The 17,667-nt window shown below is 43.0% G+C and carries 13 protein-coding genes and 4 tRNA genes; all 17 read right to left on the bottom strand.

The window, feature by feature from the left end; genetic code table 11:
• Positions 1 to 228: 228 nt before the first annotated feature.
• Entirely contained in the window at positions 229 to 1,008 is a 780-nt protein-coding gene (trpA, locus tag ACTNC6_RS03960) for a tryptophan synthase subunit alpha (RefSeq protein ID WP_441032561.1), read from the bottom strand.
• Complete coding sequence (trpB, locus tag ACTNC6_RS03955) at positions 1,001 to 2,185, bottom strand: tryptophan synthase subunit beta (RefSeq protein ID WP_441032558.1); 1,185 nt, start codon at positions 2,183 to 2,185, stop codon at positions 1,001 to 1,003. The genes trpA and trpB overlap by 8 nt, the downstream gene beginning before the upstream one ends.
• Positions 2,186 to 2,247: 62 nt before the next feature.
• On the bottom strand, positions 2,248 to 2,886 hold the full coding sequence (locus ACTNC6_RS03950; RefSeq protein WP_441043279.1) for a phosphoribosylanthranilate isomerase: 639 nt from the start codon (positions 2,884 to 2,886) through the stop codon (positions 2,248 to 2,250).
• Positions 2,887 to 2,916: 30 nt separating this feature from the next.
• Complete coding sequence (gene trpC / locus ACTNC6_RS03945; RefSeq protein WP_441043278.1) at positions 2,917 to 3,717, bottom strand: indole-3-glycerol phosphate synthase TrpC; 801 nt, start codon at positions 3,715 to 3,717, stop codon at positions 2,917 to 2,919.
• Between the two features lie 2 nt (positions 3,718 to 3,719).
• Complete coding sequence (gene trpD / locus ACTNC6_RS03940) at positions 3,720 to 4,730, bottom strand: anthranilate phosphoribosyltransferase (protein WP_441043277.1); 1,011 nt, start codon at positions 4,728 to 4,730, stop codon at positions 3,720 to 3,722.
• Entirely contained in the window at positions 4,723 to 5,301 is a 579-nt protein-coding gene (locus ACTNC6_RS03935; RefSeq protein WP_441043276.1) for an anthranilate synthase component II, read from the bottom strand. Before ACTNC6_RS03935 ends, trpD begins: the two co-directional genes overlap by 8 nt.
• Positions 5,298 to 6,785 (bottom strand): anthranilate synthase component I, encoded by a 1,488-nt coding sequence (trpE, locus tag ACTNC6_RS03930; protein ID WP_441043275.1) that lies wholly within the window; start codon positions 6,783 to 6,785, stop codon positions 5,298 to 5,300. The genes ACTNC6_RS03935 and trpE overlap by 4 nt, the downstream gene beginning before the upstream one ends.
• Positions 6,786 to 7,195: 410 nt before the next feature.
• Positions 7,196 to 8,608, bottom strand: a complete 1,413-nt coding sequence (locus ACTNC6_RS03925) for a uracil-xanthine permease family protein (protein WP_441032542.1) — start codon at positions 8,606 to 8,608, stop codon at positions 7,196 to 7,198.
• Between the two features lie 404 nt (positions 8,609 to 9,012).
• A tRNA-Met gene (locus ACTNC6_RS03920) sits at positions 9,013 to 9,086 on the bottom strand.
• 17 nt (positions 9,087 to 9,103) lie between these two features.
• Positions 9,104 to 9,176, bottom strand: a tRNA-Val gene (locus ACTNC6_RS03915).
• A 28-nt stretch (positions 9,177 to 9,204) separates the two neighbouring features.
• Positions 9,205 to 9,278: transfer RNA gene (locus ACTNC6_RS03910), tRNA-Met, on the bottom strand.
• Between the two features lie 15 nt (positions 9,279 to 9,293).
• Positions 9,294 to 9,366: transfer RNA gene (locus tag ACTNC6_RS03905), tRNA-Val, on the bottom strand.
• Between the two features lie 191 nt (positions 9,367 to 9,557).
• The gene (locus ACTNC6_RS03900) at positions 9,558 to 10,673 is read right to left on the bottom strand and encodes a heparan-alpha-glucosaminide N-acetyltransferase domain-containing protein (RefSeq protein WP_441043274.1); all 1,116 of its coding nucleotides are present in this window, start codon (positions 10,671 to 10,673) and stop codon (positions 9,558 to 9,560) included.
• Between the two features lie 116 nt (positions 10,674 to 10,789).
• Positions 10,790 to 13,813 (bottom strand): leucine-rich repeat protein, encoded by a 3,024-nt coding sequence (locus ACTNC6_RS03895; protein ID WP_441043273.1) that lies wholly within the window; start codon positions 13,811 to 13,813, stop codon positions 10,790 to 10,792.
• Positions 13,814 to 13,918: 105 nt separating this feature from the next.
• Positions 13,919 to 14,326 carry a hypothetical protein gene (locus tag ACTNC6_RS03890; RefSeq protein ID WP_441043272.1) on the bottom strand — a complete coding sequence of 136 codons (408 nt, stop codon included), beginning with the start codon at positions 14,324 to 14,326 and terminating at the stop codon, positions 13,919 to 13,921.
• 175 nt (positions 14,327 to 14,501) lie between these two features.
• The gene (locus ACTNC6_RS03885; protein WP_441043271.1) at positions 14,502 to 16,517 is read right to left on the bottom strand and encodes a protein kinase domain-containing protein; all 2,016 of its coding nucleotides are present in this window, start codon (positions 16,515 to 16,517) and stop codon (positions 14,502 to 14,504) included.
• A gap of 207 nt (positions 16,518 to 16,724) precedes the next feature.
• Positions 16,725 to 17,651 (bottom strand): MetQ/NlpA family ABC transporter substrate-binding protein, encoded by a 927-nt coding sequence (locus ACTNC6_RS03880; RefSeq protein ID WP_173743523.1) that lies wholly within the window; start codon positions 17,649 to 17,651, stop codon positions 16,725 to 16,727.
• Positions 17,652 to 17,667 lie beyond the last annotated feature (16 nt).

Raw genomic sequence — 17,667 nt, 5'->3', positions numbered from 1 at the left:
AGCGCAGAAACATATTTCATTTCGTGTGCATTTGCAGGAGTCTTAGAACTTCTTAACTGATAAAAATATGCGCTATAAGAAAAATGACCCACTGTCTGAGCTGCAGCATGCGGCGAGTTTGGGTCATTTTTCTTATGTTTTTAGCATATTTTTAGCAGCTTAGAAGTTCTTAGGCTCCGAAACCGCACACGAAATGAAATATGTTTCTGCGCGTCCCCTTTTCAATATTTAAGCTTCCATTACCGCATCCTTCATAGCCTTCACATACTCTTTCACATACGGCACGCAATCTTCCCCATACTGTGCGCACAACTTAACAATAGCAGATCCCACAATCGCACCATCCGACTGCGCTGCCATCTTCTTCGCCTGCTCCGGCGTAGAAATCCCAAACCCTACTGCACAAGGAATATCTTTTGCAGCTTTTACCAGTTTCACCATCGCGCCGATATCTGTAGTAATATTTGTTCTGGTTCCCGTAACACCCAGAGAGGATACACAGTATACAAAGCCCTCTGCCTCTTTGGCGATCTTCGCGATTCTCTCATGAGAAGTGGGGGCGATCAGAGAAATCAGATCAATTCCATATTTCTTACATACAGTATCAAACTCTTCTTTTTCCTCAAATGGTACATCCGGAAGAATCAGCCCATCCATGCCAATCTCTGCGGCAGTTTTAATAAATCGCTCCGTTCCGTAGGAGAATACTACATTCGCATAAGTCATAAACACCATAGGAACAGAACTGTTCTTTCTGATCTTTACTACCATGTCAAATACCTTGTCTGTAGTCACACCACCTGAAAGTGCTCTCACGTTTGCGCCCTGGATCACCGGTCCCTCTGCTGTAGGATCAGAAAACGGAATCCCAAGCTCGATCAGGTCTGCACCAGCTTCCTCCATTGCATAGACAAGCTGCTCTGTCACTTCCAGAGACGGATCTCCGCAGGTAATAAACGGGATAAATGCCTTTCCTTTTTCAAATGCTTCTGTAATTCTCTTATTCATGAATATTCTCCCCTCTGTAACGTGCGATTGCTGCACAGTCCTTATCTCCACGTCCGGAAATTGTAATGACCACGATCTGGTCTTTTCTCATCTGCGGAACAATTTTCTTTGCGTAAGCTACTGCATGAGCACTCTCAATAGCAGGAATGATTCCCTCTGTTCTGGAGAGATATTCAAATGCCTCTACTGCTTCTTCGTCTGTGACAGGTACATATTCTGCACGTCCTGTATCATAGAGATGCGCATGTTCCGGTCCGATTCCCGGATAATCCAGACCTGCGGAAATGGAATATACAGGTGCGATCTGACCATATTCATCCTGGCAGAAATAAGATTTCATTCCATGGAAGATTCCCAGTTTGCCGGTTGCAATGGTAGCTGCTGTCTCTGCCGTATTTACGCCACGTCCCGCTGCCTCACATCCGATCAGACGGACATCTTTGTCATTGATAAAATTGTAGAATGTTCCGATTGCATTGGATCCGCCACCTACACATGCAAGAACTGCATCCGGAAGTCTGCCCTCTTTTTCAAGGATCTGCTCTTTGATTTCTTTGGAGATCACTGCCTGAAAATCGCGAACAATTGTAGGGAACGGATGAGGTCCCATTACAGAACCGAGTACATAATGTGTATCGGAAATACGGTTTGTCCACTCTCTCATTGTCTCGGAAACAGCATCCTTCAGTGTTGCAGTACCGGAAGTAACTGCATTGACCTTTGCACCCAGAAGACGCATTCTGTATACATTTAATGCCTGACGTTCTGTGTCTTCTTTTCCCATGAAGATTTCACATTCCATACCCATAAGAGCTGCTGCTGTTGCTGTTGCCACACCATGCTGACCTGCGCCTGTTTCTGCAATGACACGGGTCTTGCCCATTTTTTTTGCAAGAAGTACCTGACCAAGTACATTGTTGATTTTGTGAGCACCTGTATGGTTTAAGTCTTCTCTCTTTAAGTATACTTTTGCTCCACCCAGATCTTCTGTCATGTGGGATGCAAAGTAGAGACGGGATGGTCTTCCTGCATATTCGTTCAGAAGCTCTGTAAGCTCTGCGTTAAACTCCGGGTCATCTTTATAGTGGTTGTAGGCTTCTTCCAGTTCGATGACAGCATTCATCAGTGTTTCCGGAATGTACTGTCCTCCATGGATGCCGAATCTTCCTTTTGACATCTGTATATGTCCTCCTTTTATGTATGTAATCCCTGGCCTGTCAGATGGTCAGTCAGAGTATTCTATATTCTTTCTGATTTTATATGCACCAGTTGAACTGCCTTCAAAATCTTATCTCTGTCTTTCATTCCATCCGTCTCCACACTACTGCTCAGATCTACTGCATAGGGATGAATAGTCCGGACGGCTGTTTCCAGATTTTCCACACCCAGTCCTCCTGCCAGGAAAAAGGGTCTGTCTATCTCCGGAATCAGTGACCAGTCAAAGGTCTGTCCGGTTCCACCGCCACCCTGATCAAGCAGTATATAATCTGCCGGACTTTTCAGGGCATTTTCAATATCCTGAGCTGTTTTTACGGAAAAGGCCTTTATAACCTGATCACCTGTATTCTTTTGGATTCTCCGTATATATGCCTCATCTTCCTGTCCATGAAGCTGTGCAATATGGATAGTTCCGTCAAGAAGCAGTTCCTCCACACGCTCAGGTGCTGCATTTACAAAAACACCTACAGGGATAATGTCCGGATTAAGTTTTGCAGTAAGTTCTCTCACCAATGCACCTGTAACATTTCTGCTGCTCTTCGGAAATTCTATGATAAATCCACAGTAATCAGGTTTTGCTTCATTTACATAGGTAATGTCTTCCGGGCGTTTCAGACCACAGATTTTGATTTTGGTTCTTTGCTGTTGTTCTCTGGTCATATTCTATCCTCTCAGATAATATTCGATCTTTCAGCGTAACGGGCTGCCATTCAGGCTTTCCAGCGCTGCTTTCTTGTCCGGGCTTCGCATCAGTGTTTCCCCGATCAGTACCGCATCCACTTTATTCTCATAAAGAAGCCGGATATCCTCCGGGGTGCGGATTCCGCTCTCGGAAACAAAAACCACATTGTCCGGTGCCATTTTTCTCAGGCGAATGCTGTTGTTCATATCTACATGAAAGGTTCTCAGATCCCGGTTATTGACTCCCACGATCTCTGCCCCGAGATTTAAGGCCCTGTCCACTTCGTACTCATCGTGTGCTTCTACCAGTGCATCCAGTCCCAGCTCTTTTGCAAGCTGTCTGTATGCTCTTAATTCTCCGTCATCCAGGATGGCGCAGATAAGCAATACCGCGGAAGCACCAAGGGATTTCGCCTGATAGATCATATATTCATCTACTGTAAAATCCTTGCGGAGTACAGGTATCTGTACAGCGGCTGCGATTTCTCTCAGATACTGGTCTGCTCCCTGGAAATAAAAAGGTTCTGTGAGACAGGAGATTGCACTTGCACCTGCCTGTTCATATTCCTTTGCAATTGCCAGATATGGAAAATCCGGTGCAATCAGTCCCTTTGAGGGGGAGGCTTTCTTTACCTCGCAGATATAGGACATACCATCTTTTTGTAATGCCTGGAGAAATGTGATTTTCTGCCTTGCATTTTTATTTACTTCCTGAATCCGGTTCTCCAGCTCCGAAACAGAAATACAGGACTTTTCTTTTGCAATTCTTTCTCTTGTTCTGGCTGCTATTTCTTCTAATATATTCTTCATTTTTATTTATTAGTCTCTTCTACAAATTCTTCCAGTTTTTTCAGTGCTGCACCGTTGTCGATGAGGGATTCTGCCAGCTTCACTCCTTCTTCTATGGAAGCGGCTTTTCCTGCGATATAGAGTGCTGCACCTGCATTTAAACATACCGCCTGACGCTTCGAGCCTTTTTCCTCACCCTTCAGGATTGCTTTTGTGATCTCTGCGTTTTCTGCAGGTGTACCACCTGTCAGGGCACCCTTCTCACATCTCTCATATCCAAACTGTTCCGGTGTAATCTCATAGGAAGTAAATTTGCCATCCCTGATCTCACATACAGAAGTAGGTGCGCACATGGAAATCTCATCCAGACTGTCCTGTCCATAGACAACCATTCCTCTGTTAACGCCCAGGTTTGCCATAACCTGTGCCAGTGGCTTCACCAGTGACTGATCATAAACTCCCATCAGTTCCATGTTTGCACCTGCCGGATTGCTTAATGGTCCCAGAATATTAAATACAGTACGGATTCCTAGCTCTTTACGAATCGGTGCCACATATTTCATTGCAATGTGATAATTCTGCGCAAACAAGAAGCAGATGTTGATCTTTTTCAGGATCTCTGCACTGCGTTCCGGCGTCAGTGTAATCTTCACTCCCAGTGCTTCCAGAACATCTGCTGCACCGGATTTGGAGGATGCTGCCCTGTTTCCATGTTTTGCAACCGGAACACCGCCTGCTGCGATCACCAGAGAAGAAGTAGTGGAAATATTGAAGGAATTGGAACCGTCTCCGCCGGTACCCACGATTTCAAGCACATCCAGATTGTGAAGAAGTTTGATACAGTGAGCTCTCATTCCTGCTGCGGAAGCTGTGATCTCATCAATTGTCTCTCCTTTTAAAGCTAATGCAGTAAGATAAGCAGACATCTGTACAGGTGTTGCCTGACCGCTCATAATCTCGTCCATTACAGCTTCTGCTTCCGCATAAGCTAAATCCTGTTTCTTTGATAATTTAATAATGGCTTCCTTAATCATTTCTCACTACCTCCATAAAGTTCTCTATCATCACTCTGCCGTCCGGTGTCATTACCGATTCAGGATGAAACTGTACTCCGAACACAGGATATTTCGTATGTTCCACTGCCATGACCTCTCTGTCCTCTGACTCTGCTGTCACCTTAAGTTCTGCCAGCAGGGTATCCTTTAACGCTGCCAGGGAATGATATCTGGCTGCTGCAAAGGTATCCGGCAGGCCCTTAAAAAGCTGACTTTCTCCTGTTTTATACATCAGCTTTTTCTTTCCATGCATCAGCTCTTTTGCATAGGAAACTGTTCCTCCAAAAGCTTCGCAGATGGATTGATGTCCCAGGCACACACCCAGGATGGGAATCTTTCCCGCAAATTCTTTAATCACCGGGATACAGATACCTGCATCCTCCGGGCGTCCCGGACCAGGGGATAAAATGATGGCTTCCGGTTTCATCTCCGCAATTTCTTCCAGTGTACACTCATCGTTTCTCACTACTTTGATGTCCGGTTCCACTGCACCGATGAGCTGATATAAGTTATAGGAAAAGCTATCATAATTATCGATCAGTAATATCATTCTAATCCCTCCTGTGCCTGTTCAATTGCCTGTACCACTGCTCTTGCCTTGCTGCAGCATTCCTGAAATTCCTTTTCCGGTACACTGTCTGCCACGATTCCGGCACCTGAACGGATACAGATTTCTCCGTTTTTCTTATAAACCAGGCGGATGGCAATACAGGTATCCAGATTTCCTGCAAAATCCAGATATCCGATGGCGCCTCCGTAAATGCCTCGTTTGCTCTGTTCCAGTTCCTCGATGATCTGGCAGGCTCTGAATTTGGGTGCTCCGGAAAGGGTTCCTGCCGGAAGGATTGCATCCACTGCATCCACAGCATCTTTATCATCCCGGATAATCCCTGTTACTGTAGAGCCCAGATGCATTACATGGGAAAAACGTTCTACGCAGAGATACTTTTCTACTTTTACAGTTCCGATCTTGCTGATCTTTCCAATATCGTTTCTTCCCAGGTCTACCAGCATATTGTGTTCTGCCAGCTCTTTTTCATCTTTCAGAAGTCCCTCTTCAAGTTCTTTATCCTCTTCTCTTGTCTTTCCTCTTGGTCTGGTTCCTGCCAGAGGGAAGGTACTTAATGTGCCATTTTCCAGCTTCGCAAGTGTTTCAGGGGAAGCACCTGCCAACTCAATATCATCGCTGGAAAAGTAGAACATATAGGGAGATGGATTTGTTGCACGGAGGACACGATAGGTATCAAACAGGCTTCCGGCTGCTTTTGCACGCATGGGATTGGAAAGTACTACCTGGAAAATATCGCCTTCTTTAATGTAGTGTTTCGCTTTTTCCACCATATCTGCGTATTTTTCTTTGGGAAACTTGGGCTGGATTTCGGACTGGAGCTTCAGCGGCTCGAATTCCATGTGTTCTCCATTTCGGATGAGTTCTGCCATTTCATCCAGTTTCTTTACTGCAGCTTCATAGGATGCCTCCAGATCATCTGTCATTACTCCGGTGATCAAAAGAACTTTCTGTTTAAAGTGGTCAAATACAATGACCTGGTCAAAAAGCATTAAGTCCATATCCCGGAAATCCTGCTGTTCCTTATCTTCAAGCTTCAATTTCGGTTCACTGTATTTAATGTAATCATAGGAGAAATATCCTACCAGACCCCCTGTGAAGGGAGGCATATTTTCCATAACAGGAGTTCTGTATTCCCGGATGATCTCGCGGAGGGTATCTCCGGGATGTGTAACCTGCTTTATGATTTCTTCTGTCTTTCCCTGTACATCTGTTTTACGGATCTTCAGGGTACCGTCTGTACAGGTAATTTCCATAGATGGTTCATATCCCAGGAAAGAATATCTGCCCCATACTTCTGTCTGGCTGGCACTTTCCAGCAGATAGCAGTGACGGCTGGCTTTTCGCAGGGTGCGCATTACTTCTACCGGCGTGTATCTGTCTGCGTAAAGTTCTCTGCACAAAGGGATACGACGGTATTCTTTTCTCTGTGCAAACTGTCTGATGGTTTCTAATGTTGGATACATGGGAACACCTCCTGTGGTTGATTTGACCATCTGTCAGGGAAAATGAAAACGCCCGTCCCTGACAGATTTATACTATCTGTCAAGGACGAGCGTATATAATTCACCCGCGGTGCCACCTTGATTTACGGTTTGATCCGTACACTTTGCGAAATACCTGCATATTTCCGGCAACTTACGTATGCCCTACGTCACAGGATACTCAGCCAGCTCTATGAACTCCGGCTTTTCACTGTGCCCTCAGCGGCCCATTTGGCAGCCTGCATTTCCATCCGGCTCTCACCTGCCCGGATTCTCTGTGCGCGCATAACTGCTTTAACTTCCGCTTCATCAGTTTAGTCTGTTAAATTTTGGCTATACTTTACCACTGTGAAGACGGTTTGTCAATCCTTAATTTTAAATATTGAAATATTTTATTTCGCCTGTGCTTCTGCCTCTTTCGGCAATACAATATTCAGAATGATGGCGATCAATGCTGCCGGTACGATTCCGGAACCGCCAAAAATCAGGCTTATAGAAGACGGAAGCTGTGCCAGTACTGCAGAGTTAGAACCAATTCCATATCCCAGACCCAGAGCTACAGAAACAATCGTTACGTTTCTCGGGGTTACCGGCCACTTGGTAATCAGCTGAATACCGCTGACTACAATGGATGAGAACATCATAACTGCAGCTCCGCCCAGTACGCTCTGAGGCATAATGGAAATTACCGCTGCAAGCTTTGGAAACAGTCCGCAGGCAATAAGGAAAATACCTCCGGTTGCAATGGAAAATCTGTTCACGACCTTGTTCATGGCGATAAGGCCTACATTCTGGCTAAAGGATGTGTTTGGAAGGACACCAAATAAGGATGCCAGGGAAGATCCCAGACCATCACACATAACGCCGCCTGAAAGCTCCTTGTCAGTAGCTTCTCTGCCCAGACCGCCCTCAGTAATACCTGAAATATCTCCTACAGTCTCCACTGCTGTTACAATAAACATAATACATACAGGAACAATAGCTCTTGGATCAAATACCCATTTTACAGGCATCAGCTTCGGAATTGCAAACCAGGAAGCCTGTGCAACTTTATCCCAGTTCAGGACCCAGGATTTGGTTGCTTCTACCGTTGCACCTGCATCATCTACATAAGTAAAGGTAGTAGGCAGAATCAGTGCCATAATGCTTACCAGAATATATCCTACGATAATACCGATCAGTATAGATGAAAAACTGGTAAATCCCTTTGTTCCGTGCTTCAAGGCAATGATCACGATCAAAACCACCAGACCTACAAAAAGATTCTCCATAGAACCATAATCATGGGCAGAACTTCCGCCTCCAAAAGAATTGATTCCAACAGCGATCAGCGAAAGACCGATGGACAAAACCACGGTACCTGTAACTACTGACGGGAAAAATTTTCTCAATGGTTTCAGAAAGCTTCCCAGTATGGTTTCAAACAGACCGCCAATAAAGCAGGCTGCCATAATTGCCCCATATCCGCCGATGCTGTTGCCCATTACTGCTGATACGCTCTGACATACGCCGATAAATCCGGAGCTGGTTCCCATTACGATAGGAAGTTTGCCACCGATCGGTCCAATCGTAAAAATCTGTACCAGAGTCACAATTCCAGCGATCAGCATGGCGTTCTGTAAAAGTGCTACCTGAAGTGCTCCACCAGCCTCGATCCCACAGGCTCCTGTGATGATCAGCAAAGGTGTAAGATTACCAACAAACATTGCCAGTACATGCTGCAGACCAAGGGGAATCGCAATTTTCAGCGGAGGTCTTCCATCAAGGTCATAAGGTGTTGCCGTTTTTTTCTCTTGTGTTTCCATTCCTTTTCCTCTCTTTCGCAACTGTGCACCAATTCCCGGTACACAATGCAGATTTTTCGTTACAGTTCACTAGTACATCGTTTTCGATGTACTAGTGAACTGTAACATTTTATGAAATTGCAGCGTTCACAACAGGAAAAAAGACGGCTATCCTGTAGAATAACCGTCTTGTAGTTTTCACACCTCTGCTGGCATATCCTGTTATGATTCTCTACAATCCTCTAATTCTTTACCAGTATACCGTATCTGTCCTTATCTGACAATACGGCAATTTGTGAAAAATATCCCTCTCTATATATAAAATACTGTATATTTCATGTAAGTCCCATGTTTCAATATCCACTTAACTTTGCACAAAAAAATCCGCAGATCTTAAATTCAGATCTACGGATTTTTTATTATAGTAGCGAGAGGGGGATTCGAACCCTCGACACCACGGGTATGAACCGTGTGCTCTAGCCAACTGAGCTATCTCGCCATATTCTTTTATATCTATGGGACCTATAGGGCTCGAACCTATGACCCTCTGCTTGTAAGGCAGATGCTCTCCCAGCTGAGCTAAGATCCCATATTCTTTCACAGATTTCTCTGGTCAATAGCGAGAGGGGGATTCGAACCCTCGACACCACGGGTATGAACCGTGTGCTCTAGCCAACTGAGCTATCTCGCCATATTCTTTTATCTATGGGACCTATAGGGCTCGAACCTATGACCCTCTGCTTGTAAGGCAGATGCTCTCCCAGCTGAGCTAAGATCCCATATTTACAAGTCTGTAATCGTTCTCGTTCACAACTCGCTTTGCTATTATATAATGGATTTTCATGAATGTCAACACCTAATTTTGAATTTTATATATTTTTTTAAATTTTTATACAATTTTCTCCAAAATTCTCTGCAGAAAAGAGCTGTATTTTTCCTACAGCTCTTTTCCCAGCTTTACATTCACTTTTTATTTATGGAAAAACAATATTGTAACTTTCATATATCCCTGCACAAGTAAATCTGTTGCCACCAGTACTGCCACTGACCACAGCAGGCATCCCTTTACATTATATGGGTAAAATGCAGAGAAACCGGCAATTGCCCAAAATACTCCTATATGTATTGCATACATCTTGGATATCTGTTTCGAAAAATAACATAATTTGTTATATCCGAATTTCCATTTTTCCACCAGTGGCATGATCCCGAATGCAACTGCAAATACAAATATGATCGCACAGAAGCTTCCTGCTACCTTTAAAAGTCCCGGTGTCCTGTATTGCACCAACATATAATCAAAGAATTTCTCTACGCTCGGATGTGATATGATACAGCCCACAAACCAGATGACTGCGATCACTCCACATACTGTTCCGCTCTTTTTATAGAACTCACCTTTTTCATTTTCAGGCACTCTTCTGATCACTTTTCCGAAAACATATCCCAGAAATACATAGCTCAAATAGGGAAAGAAGCAAAAGCTTGTCTCACCTTTTCCACCAAAAGTCATATCTAAGATCCAGTTAAGGGCCTGATTGTCAGAAATCAACAGCTTTGTAAATGGTGACAGGATTCCTACTATTACAGCACTTATGATATATCCGCTTAGCTTTACCTCTAATTTGCGGTAGATTGCAAGTACAAGGTAACACATACCGGATATAAAAAATATATTTACAAATGTAAGCACTGAGTACAGGTTTGCTTCATATAATTCTCTGCTGCCAGCCACTTCTCCTGTGAGCAAAATTCTTATGTGAAAACAGATTATGATTGCTGCCGCATAGCACAAATTACACAAGCCCTGATATACCAGAAGCCTTACCCCATTCCTGACCATATCCTTAGGTTCCGAATGGCGGGTAAAAACACTTCCAAACCCCATGGTAAACAGATACAGACAGGCACCTGTAGGCATAAACAGCGCAAACAGGATTTTATGTACATTGGATTCAGCTGCCGCTGCACCTGCAATACTCTGAAAGGAATGTATAAATACGATCATAATCATCAGGAAACCTTTTACCAGATCCAGCTCCCTCTGCCGCCCTACATTTACTTCCTTATCCTTCAAAGAAAACATATTATCTCCTTCTCTCTGAAACAGAGGTATATTCTCATCATAATATCATAAATACATTATATGGTATAAAAGGTTTTCACGCAATTACTTTTCGTATTTTTCATTTTCCTTTCTGCTTATTTTGTAATCTTCACAGAGTTCTTCTGTCCTTTTCCTTTCAGAAGTTTCCGGTATGCGCTTAATTTCGCTGCCGGAACTTTGATCACTGCTTTTGCAGAGATTCCCTTAAATGCAGAAGAACCAACTGCCTTTAAGACATTGGAACTGATTGTTATGGATGTCAGTGATTTGCATCCGCTAAATGCCTCTTTGCCGATTGTAGTAACCTTAGCGCCAATTTTTACGCTCTTCAGTTTTGTGCATCCGGCAAATGCTTTATTTCCAATTGCAGTTACCTGGAAGGTGTACCCATTGATTTTTACAGTTGCAGGAACAGAAACACTTGTCAGTGTTTTCTTAACCGGTGCATATACATTTACGGTTCCATCCTTATATGCTGATCTGGTCACCTTATATTTCAGGTTTCCGGATGTATAGACTTTACCCTTTGCAGGAATTGCTGCAATCTTATACTCTTTGCTTACTGTACCTACATACTGACCTTTTCCTGTAATGATCACAGAAGCTGTAGAACCGGCTTTTGTGTTGTTTGCATAAGAAACTGTATAGTCTGTTCCTTTTTTCAGTTTTTTACCGTTTAAGGTAACGGTTACTGACGGTGTAACTGCCTTGCCTGCATAGACCTGAGTTTTAATATCTGAAATCTGTGCGGATGCGATGCTTTCCAGGTTCTTTCCCGTAAATTCAAAATAAGCCGGAATTTCTACTGCTTTTTGTTCCCCTTCCTCGCTCCACCAGTCAAAATAGAATGCAAGTCTCTTATTTCCCTCAATTCCATCTGTAAGATTCTTGTATTCTTCCAGATACTTATAACGTGGTTCTACCCGGCAGATTCTTGTTTCTCCCTTGTCATCCTGAAGACTGAGAATAGCTGCCACTTCTTCCATTACATTTTCTGCATCTGCTGTGCTTCCTATTGTGGCAAGATTTATTTTTTCTCCCTTATACTGGCAGGGATAACTCCACCAGTTCTCTGTTTCATCATCATACCAGTCATAGTTGTAGCTTTCATCAAAGCAGTCTTTCGCACATAATGCACCTGCACTGCGGGCTGCCTTTTCATCAAACTGTCTGAGTCCCACAAGCCTTGAATACTCTTTTCCCTCATACACAACTTTTCCGGAATCTACATTACCACCGAAATAAGCCTGTGCCCGTTTCTTTCCATTTACACCAACATAAATCGTAAGTGCATCCTCAGAATCTGATTCTGTGATCTTAATCTCTCCCATATTCAGATAGGCACCCGGCTGTCCGTAAATCACCATTCCTTCCGGCCCAAGGAATGCCTTATCAAATTTCAGATACTCTGATATGATCAGTCTGCCACCCAAAACATCAACCAGTTCCTTACAATCCAGACTCTTTACTGCAGCATCTGTAATCTGAAGCTTATCTGCTTTTACATTGGTATTTAATCTGGCATTAAGAAGTTCCGCTTCTCCAGCTCCTGTAAACATCAGAGTGTTTGATTTTACCAGGATTCCCATAAGAGAAAGCTTCTTGCCTGCCGGAACATTTACAGAAGAAATATTAACCGGAATAAAATGAGCAGTATTTGTACTCTCATCATAACGATTAGGACCTTCCACCTTCAGAGCATTTACTCCCTCCGGAACTGTAAGCGTACCGCTGATCTTTGCTTTTTCTCCAATATGCAGCAAATAGTATCCTTCTGCCTGATTCTTTTTCTGGTATGCAGTCATATATCTTTCTGCCATTGCTGTGCTTGGTACTATTCCAATTTCCTCACATCCACCTTCCGGATACTCCCCTTTTCCATGTGCTTCAAAAACTTCCTGTGCAGACATTCCTTCACAGGCCTGGAACTTATCAATTATAATGATATTCTCTTCATTTGGACTCCAAGTTTTTCCTTCCATATCCAGCTGATACCAGTTCTCCGGTGCAGCAACACCAGTTCTATCCAGCATTTCTGTAATATCAACATCTGACATGGCAAATTTCGCAGCAACTTTATTCTGTCCAATATCTAATTGCTTCCAGTCTTCGCCCTCTTTCACATCAAAGGACTCAATATACTGAATTCCAATCCCATATTCATCGATCCGGTGTTCTCCGTTTTCATCTTCAAATTCTCCTGATCCCCAGTCAAATGTCTTATGGAATACCGGTGCCTTCTTTTCACTGTATCCTTCTATCTGAAGCCATACAGCCCAAGTTTCATCTGTACATCCTGTATCATTATAAAGATTATAGAATTCAGAAGTCCCTTTGATATTAAAGCTTCTGCATCCTTTCCCAAAATGAACATTCTCTACTCCGGAAATGCCGCCGGCAAATGCATCCTCATAAAATACAACTGTATCATTGGACCCGCTTCCTTTAATGTCTCCTGATGTATAAAGCTGACGGAATCCAACAGTACCCTGACCTTCTTTAATCTCTATGGATTCTGTTTCATTTCCAACACCCCAGAAAATAATATTTCCATTTGGAGTAATGCTCCTGATCTTTACATCTTCGGAATAACCAACAAATACATTCAGACCTGCCGGAACTACAATATCCTCTTCCCCACTCAGATCATGAGGTACAACCAGACAATATCCTGTATTCGCTCCCTCTATGCTGTTTAACGCATTTGAGAGAGTTGTATCTTCGACCATTTTCATTTCTATTTCCGGACGTTCTTCTGACTGCAGGCAATGATTATACTGCTCTTCCGTAATATACGCTACCTCATAGCTTCCGGTTCCCTGTTCTGCTCCTGCCACATCTGTCAGTTCTTCTGTGTCTTCTGATGTAAATTCATCAACTTCCGGAATTTCGTCCGTTCCAAATTCCTCTTCTTCCTCTGAAATCCAGATACCTTCTGCTGCCTCTTCATTTTCCGTTTCTGCAATCTCAGGCACTACCTCTTCCGCTGATGATGGATCCATAGTTTCCACAGTCTCTTCCCCTGAAGAAAATTCCGCACCCATAACAGCTGTGCCTTCCACTGCCGTTGACACACTTAAAAGTGCTGCAAGTAATACTGCGATTTGTTTTTTCTTCACACACCTAACCTCCTTTGGATTTGAGTATTTATACACTGTCAGCTTTTATTCTGACAGTATTCAGAATCCCTTCCGGGATATCCTTCCTAATATTCTTTCTTATTTTCATAGTAAAGTTTCCTCTGCTATCTTATCAAGAAAGTTATTTATCTCTTCAAGAGTCATTTTTTCTTCCAGCCCGTAGATAATTGCCGCATCATAGCGCACTCGCGGATAAAGCCTTGGCTTCTGACCGATATCCAGAAGCCTTTGTGTATCCTCCAGATCAAGAGAAAGGAGAAACGCGCACTGCAGCAGTATTTTCCTTGTAGGGATCCGCTGACCGCCAAACAGCTTTCGTGCATAGGATTCTTCCAGATTCAGCTTTCGCACAATGTCTTTCTTTTTCATTCCACGCTCTTCGATCAGATGTTCAAGATAAAGTCCCACCTCTACCTTGTTTCCACGTTCTCTTTCAAAATATGCGACGCCCTCTTCTTTTATCATTCCCATGATTTCATCTGTTTCTTTCATTTCTTCGCAACACCTCTTTCCTGTTCATATCTCTCTTCTGCCAAAGCCCGAAGTTCTGTTTTTCATCTTTACCACCGTCCGTTATCCGATGGCTGATTCATAATTAAAAAGCAGATATGATACTAATAAGTGTACCATATCTGCCTATTTTATAACAGGACAATTTTGTCCCTTTTTATGTATAAATTTCAAAATCCGGGGAAGAATTCAGCTTCAGAATTTCCTGTTTCTGTTCTTCTGAACAACGTACCTCTTTCAGTCCTGTATGTTCAAGTAAAGGCTCATAATTTTCAATTTCTGCATTGGAAATATCTATTGTCTGCAAACTCTCTGCTCCTGTGATCGGGCTCAGATCTTTCACCAGACTGAAGCTCACTGACAAGAAGTTCAGGGAAGGAAACTGCTTAATTCCCTCCAGTGAAGAGGTCTGTGTTGTAAATGCAAGGTTTTCCAGTTCCTCCATTCCTTTCAATGGCTTCAGATTCTCCAGTTCCGTACTGTCTCCCCACATAAACAATGATTTTAATGTACTCAACTTTGAAAGCGTTTCTGCTGCTGCCTCATTGATATCACACATACACAGCGTATCCAGTTTCTTCATCTCTGCCAATGGTTCAAATATATTACTTTTTACTTCTGCATTACTCATATCCAGATAATCCAGTTTCAGATTTTTCAGGAAATCTATATCCGTCAGATTCATCCCCTGTATATTTAACCGGGAAATACCGGTGCATTCCCCAACCGGTGACAAATCCTCTGCCGGATTCTCCATAATACAGAGGATATCCAGATCTATCAGGTTGGGAAGCACAGAGAAATCTGTGATCATATTTTTGCTAAGATAAAGTTTTTTCAGAGGCAGCTCTTTTAACCCTGAGATATCTTCAATCTCCTGATTGCACAGTGCAAGCTCCTCCAGATTTGTCATCTGTGCCAGATCCGAAAGATCCTTAATATCTCCCCGCACAGAACCAAAGCTGCTATCCTTTCCATCCACATGATGCCCTTCACCCCAGAAAGTATCTCCGTCCTCAAGAATTTCCTTTCCTACAATGCGCAGCTTTCTCACATCCTCCAGTACGGAAGCAGTTATGGTATCTGTCTCTGAAAGGTTCAGCTCCTTACGGACTGCTTTTTCTATCAATGCTTCTTTAAATACTACCGGGGTATTTTGAGATTGTTCTACATTCTGAACCTGTTCCGGATTCTGAGTCTTTTCTTCAGTCTGTTCCGTCTCTTCGTCCTGAATTTCCGATGCTGTCTGCAATACTTCTGCCGCATTCTGATCTGTCGCAGCTATTCTTTCATTTTTGATCTCTGTCATACCAGGAAAAAGAAACGCCAGTATATAGCCGGCTGCTATCAGTCCCACTGCTGCACCAGTTTTTTTCCATAGGGTTTTCCTGCTGCTTTTTTGACATTTTTCAATCGTCCTGCTTAGTTCTGATGCATCTGCATATCTTTTATCAGGCTCAAATGAACAGGCTTTTTCTATTACTTTCTTCAGTTTCCTGCTGATATTACATTCAGAAAGCTGATCCATTTCATAGCTTTCTGAAACCATATACAAGATTGTCTGTCCGATGGCATACACATCTGTGCGCTGGTCTGTCTGTGTATAGCCATACTGTTCCGGTGCTGCAGTTCCTCTGGTACCCACCACAAAGGTATCACGGGATCCGTCTTTTTTGTAGCTGCGCATAGTGCCAAAATCAATAAATACAGCTTCACCGCCAGATGTAACCACTATATTCTCCGGTTTTATATCACGGTGTATCATGGGTTCATCCGGATTATGAAACTGCTCTGCTGTTCTGCAGATTTTTCTGCTGATCCTGCAGATCTCTTCTTCCGGTATTCCACCCTTCTGCAAAACCATCTGGGCCAGAGGTGTTCCCTCTATATATTCTCTGATCAGATATACTTCACTGTTTTCTTCAAATATCCTGTATGCCTTTGGAATACCTGACAGATTCCTGTCTGCCAGTTTTTCCAGGATTTCCATTTCATTGCGCAGCAGTTCTGCCTGCATGTTCCGTCCCCATTTCAGCACACACAGAATCCCGGCAGCTGTCTCTTTTACAATAAATGTTGCAGAATCTTCATTTTCCTTCAGACATTCATATACTGTCCAGTTCTCTTTCATTTCTACCGGAAGATAATCCTTCCATATCTTTTTCTCTTTCATACGCTCTTTCCCAATTTAGTATAAGCCGGTAAAATTTTTCCGGAGTTGTTATCATTGTATCAATTTCATAATGAGCCAGATTGCCTGCAGTATTTTATAGAGTTACTATAAATTGTATCAGAAACTACAGTAAAAAACTACAAAAGATTCCCTCTTCAGTTTTACCTGAAAAAGGAATCTCCTGTTATTTATCATTATTATCTGTTATTATTCGGCATCTTCCGCTGCTTCAGTTGTTTCTGCATTTTCTTCTGCAGCATCCTCTTTTGCTTCATCCTTGCTGTCTGTTTCTTCTGCATCAGCTTCTTCAGTGTCTGTGCTGTCATCAAAAGGAATTACTGCACCGTCATATTTCTCGTTGATAAAGTCTTTGATCTCATCAGATTTCAATACGTCAACCAGAGCTTTAATCTTATCGCTGTTTTCGTTGCCTTCTTTGACTGCGATCACATTTACATATGTTTTAGCAGCTTCAGAATCGGATTTCTCATATGCAAGTGCATCTTTCCCTACTGAGAAGCCAGCTTCCAGAGCATAGTTTCCGTTTAATACCACATAAGCTGTCTCACCTGTAACACGTGCTACCTGTGCTGCTTCCAGCTCTACGATTTCTACATTGTGAGGATTCTCTGCAATATCCTTAACAGTTGCATTTAATCCTGCACCCTCTTTCAGTGTGATGATTCCGTTATCCTGGAGAAGAAGAAGTGCTCTTGCTTCGTTTGTGGTATCATTTGGTACTGCAATGGAATCTCCGTCTTCCAGATCATCCAGGCTGTCTTTTGTTCCAGGATAGATTCCGAATGGCTCATAATGAATGCCACCTGCATTTACAAGGTGTGTACCCTTCTCCTCATTAAACTGATCCAGATATGGAATATGCTGGAAGTAGTTTGCATCAAACTCACCGCTCTCAACTACCTCGTTTGGTCTTACATAATCGTCAAATACAGTAACCTCAAGGTCATATCCTTCTTTCTCAAGAAGTGGTTTTGCCTCCTCAAGGATCTCTGCATGAGGTGTTGCAGACGCTGCAACTGTGATGGTTTTGTCATCATCCTTTGCATAAACGCCTGTGCTTAATGTTCCTGCCACTAATACTCCTGTTAAAACTGCTGCCACTAATTTTTTCATAATAATTGTCCTCCTG

Origin of the sequence: Blautia sp. HCP3S3_C4, from assembly GCF_052064095.1 — a bacterium.
In the GTDB taxonomy this organism is placed as follows: Bacteria; Bacillota; Clostridia; order Lachnospirales; family Lachnospiraceae; genus Blautia_A.
Note: the sequence above shows the minus strand (reverse complement) of the source record. Positions and strands in the feature narration are given on the sequence as shown.

Coding starts and splice junctions, on each gene's coding strand:
- trpA (WP_441032561.1), bottom strand. CDS start 1,008: ATGAATAAGAGAATTACAGAAGCATTTGAAAAAGGAAAGGCATTTATC.
- trpB (WP_441032558.1), bottom strand. CDS start 2,185: ATGTCAAAAGGAAGATTCGGCATCCATGGAGGACAGTACATTCCGGAA.
- ACTNC6_RS03950 (WP_441043279.1), bottom strand. CDS start 2,886: ATGACCAGAGAACAACAGCAAAGAACCAAAATCAAAATCTGTGGTCTG.
- trpC (WP_441043278.1), bottom strand. CDS start 3,717: ATGAAGAATATATTAGAAGAAATAGCAGCCAGAACAAGAGAAAGAATT.
- trpD (WP_441043277.1), bottom strand. CDS start 4,730: ATGATTAAGGAAGCCATTATTAAATTATCAAAGAAACAGGATTTAGCT.
- ACTNC6_RS03935 (WP_441043276.1), bottom strand. CDS start 5,301: ATGATATTACTGATCGATAATTATGATAGCTTTTCCTATAACTTATAT.
- trpE (WP_441043275.1), bottom strand. CDS start 6,785: ATGTATCCAACATTAGAAACCATCAGACAGTTTGCACAGAGAAAAGAA.
- ACTNC6_RS03925 (WP_441032542.1), bottom strand. CDS start 8,608: ATGGAAACACAAGAGAAAAAAACGGCAACACCTTATGACCTTGATGGA.
- ACTNC6_RS03900 (WP_441043274.1), bottom strand. CDS start 10,673: ATGTTTTCTTTGAAGGATAAGGAAGTAAATGTAGGGCGGCAGAGGGAG.
- ACTNC6_RS03890 (WP_441043272.1), bottom strand. CDS start 14,326: ATGAAAGAAACAGATGAAATCATGGGAATGATAAAAGAAGAGGGCGTC.
- ACTNC6_RS03885 (WP_441043271.1), bottom strand. CDS start 16,517: ATGAAAGAGAAAAAGATATGGAAGGATTATCTTCCGGTAGAAATGAAA.
- ACTNC6_RS03880 (WP_173743523.1), bottom strand. CDS start 17,651: ATGAAAAAATTAGTGGCAGCAGTTTTAACAGGAGTATTAGTGGCAGGA.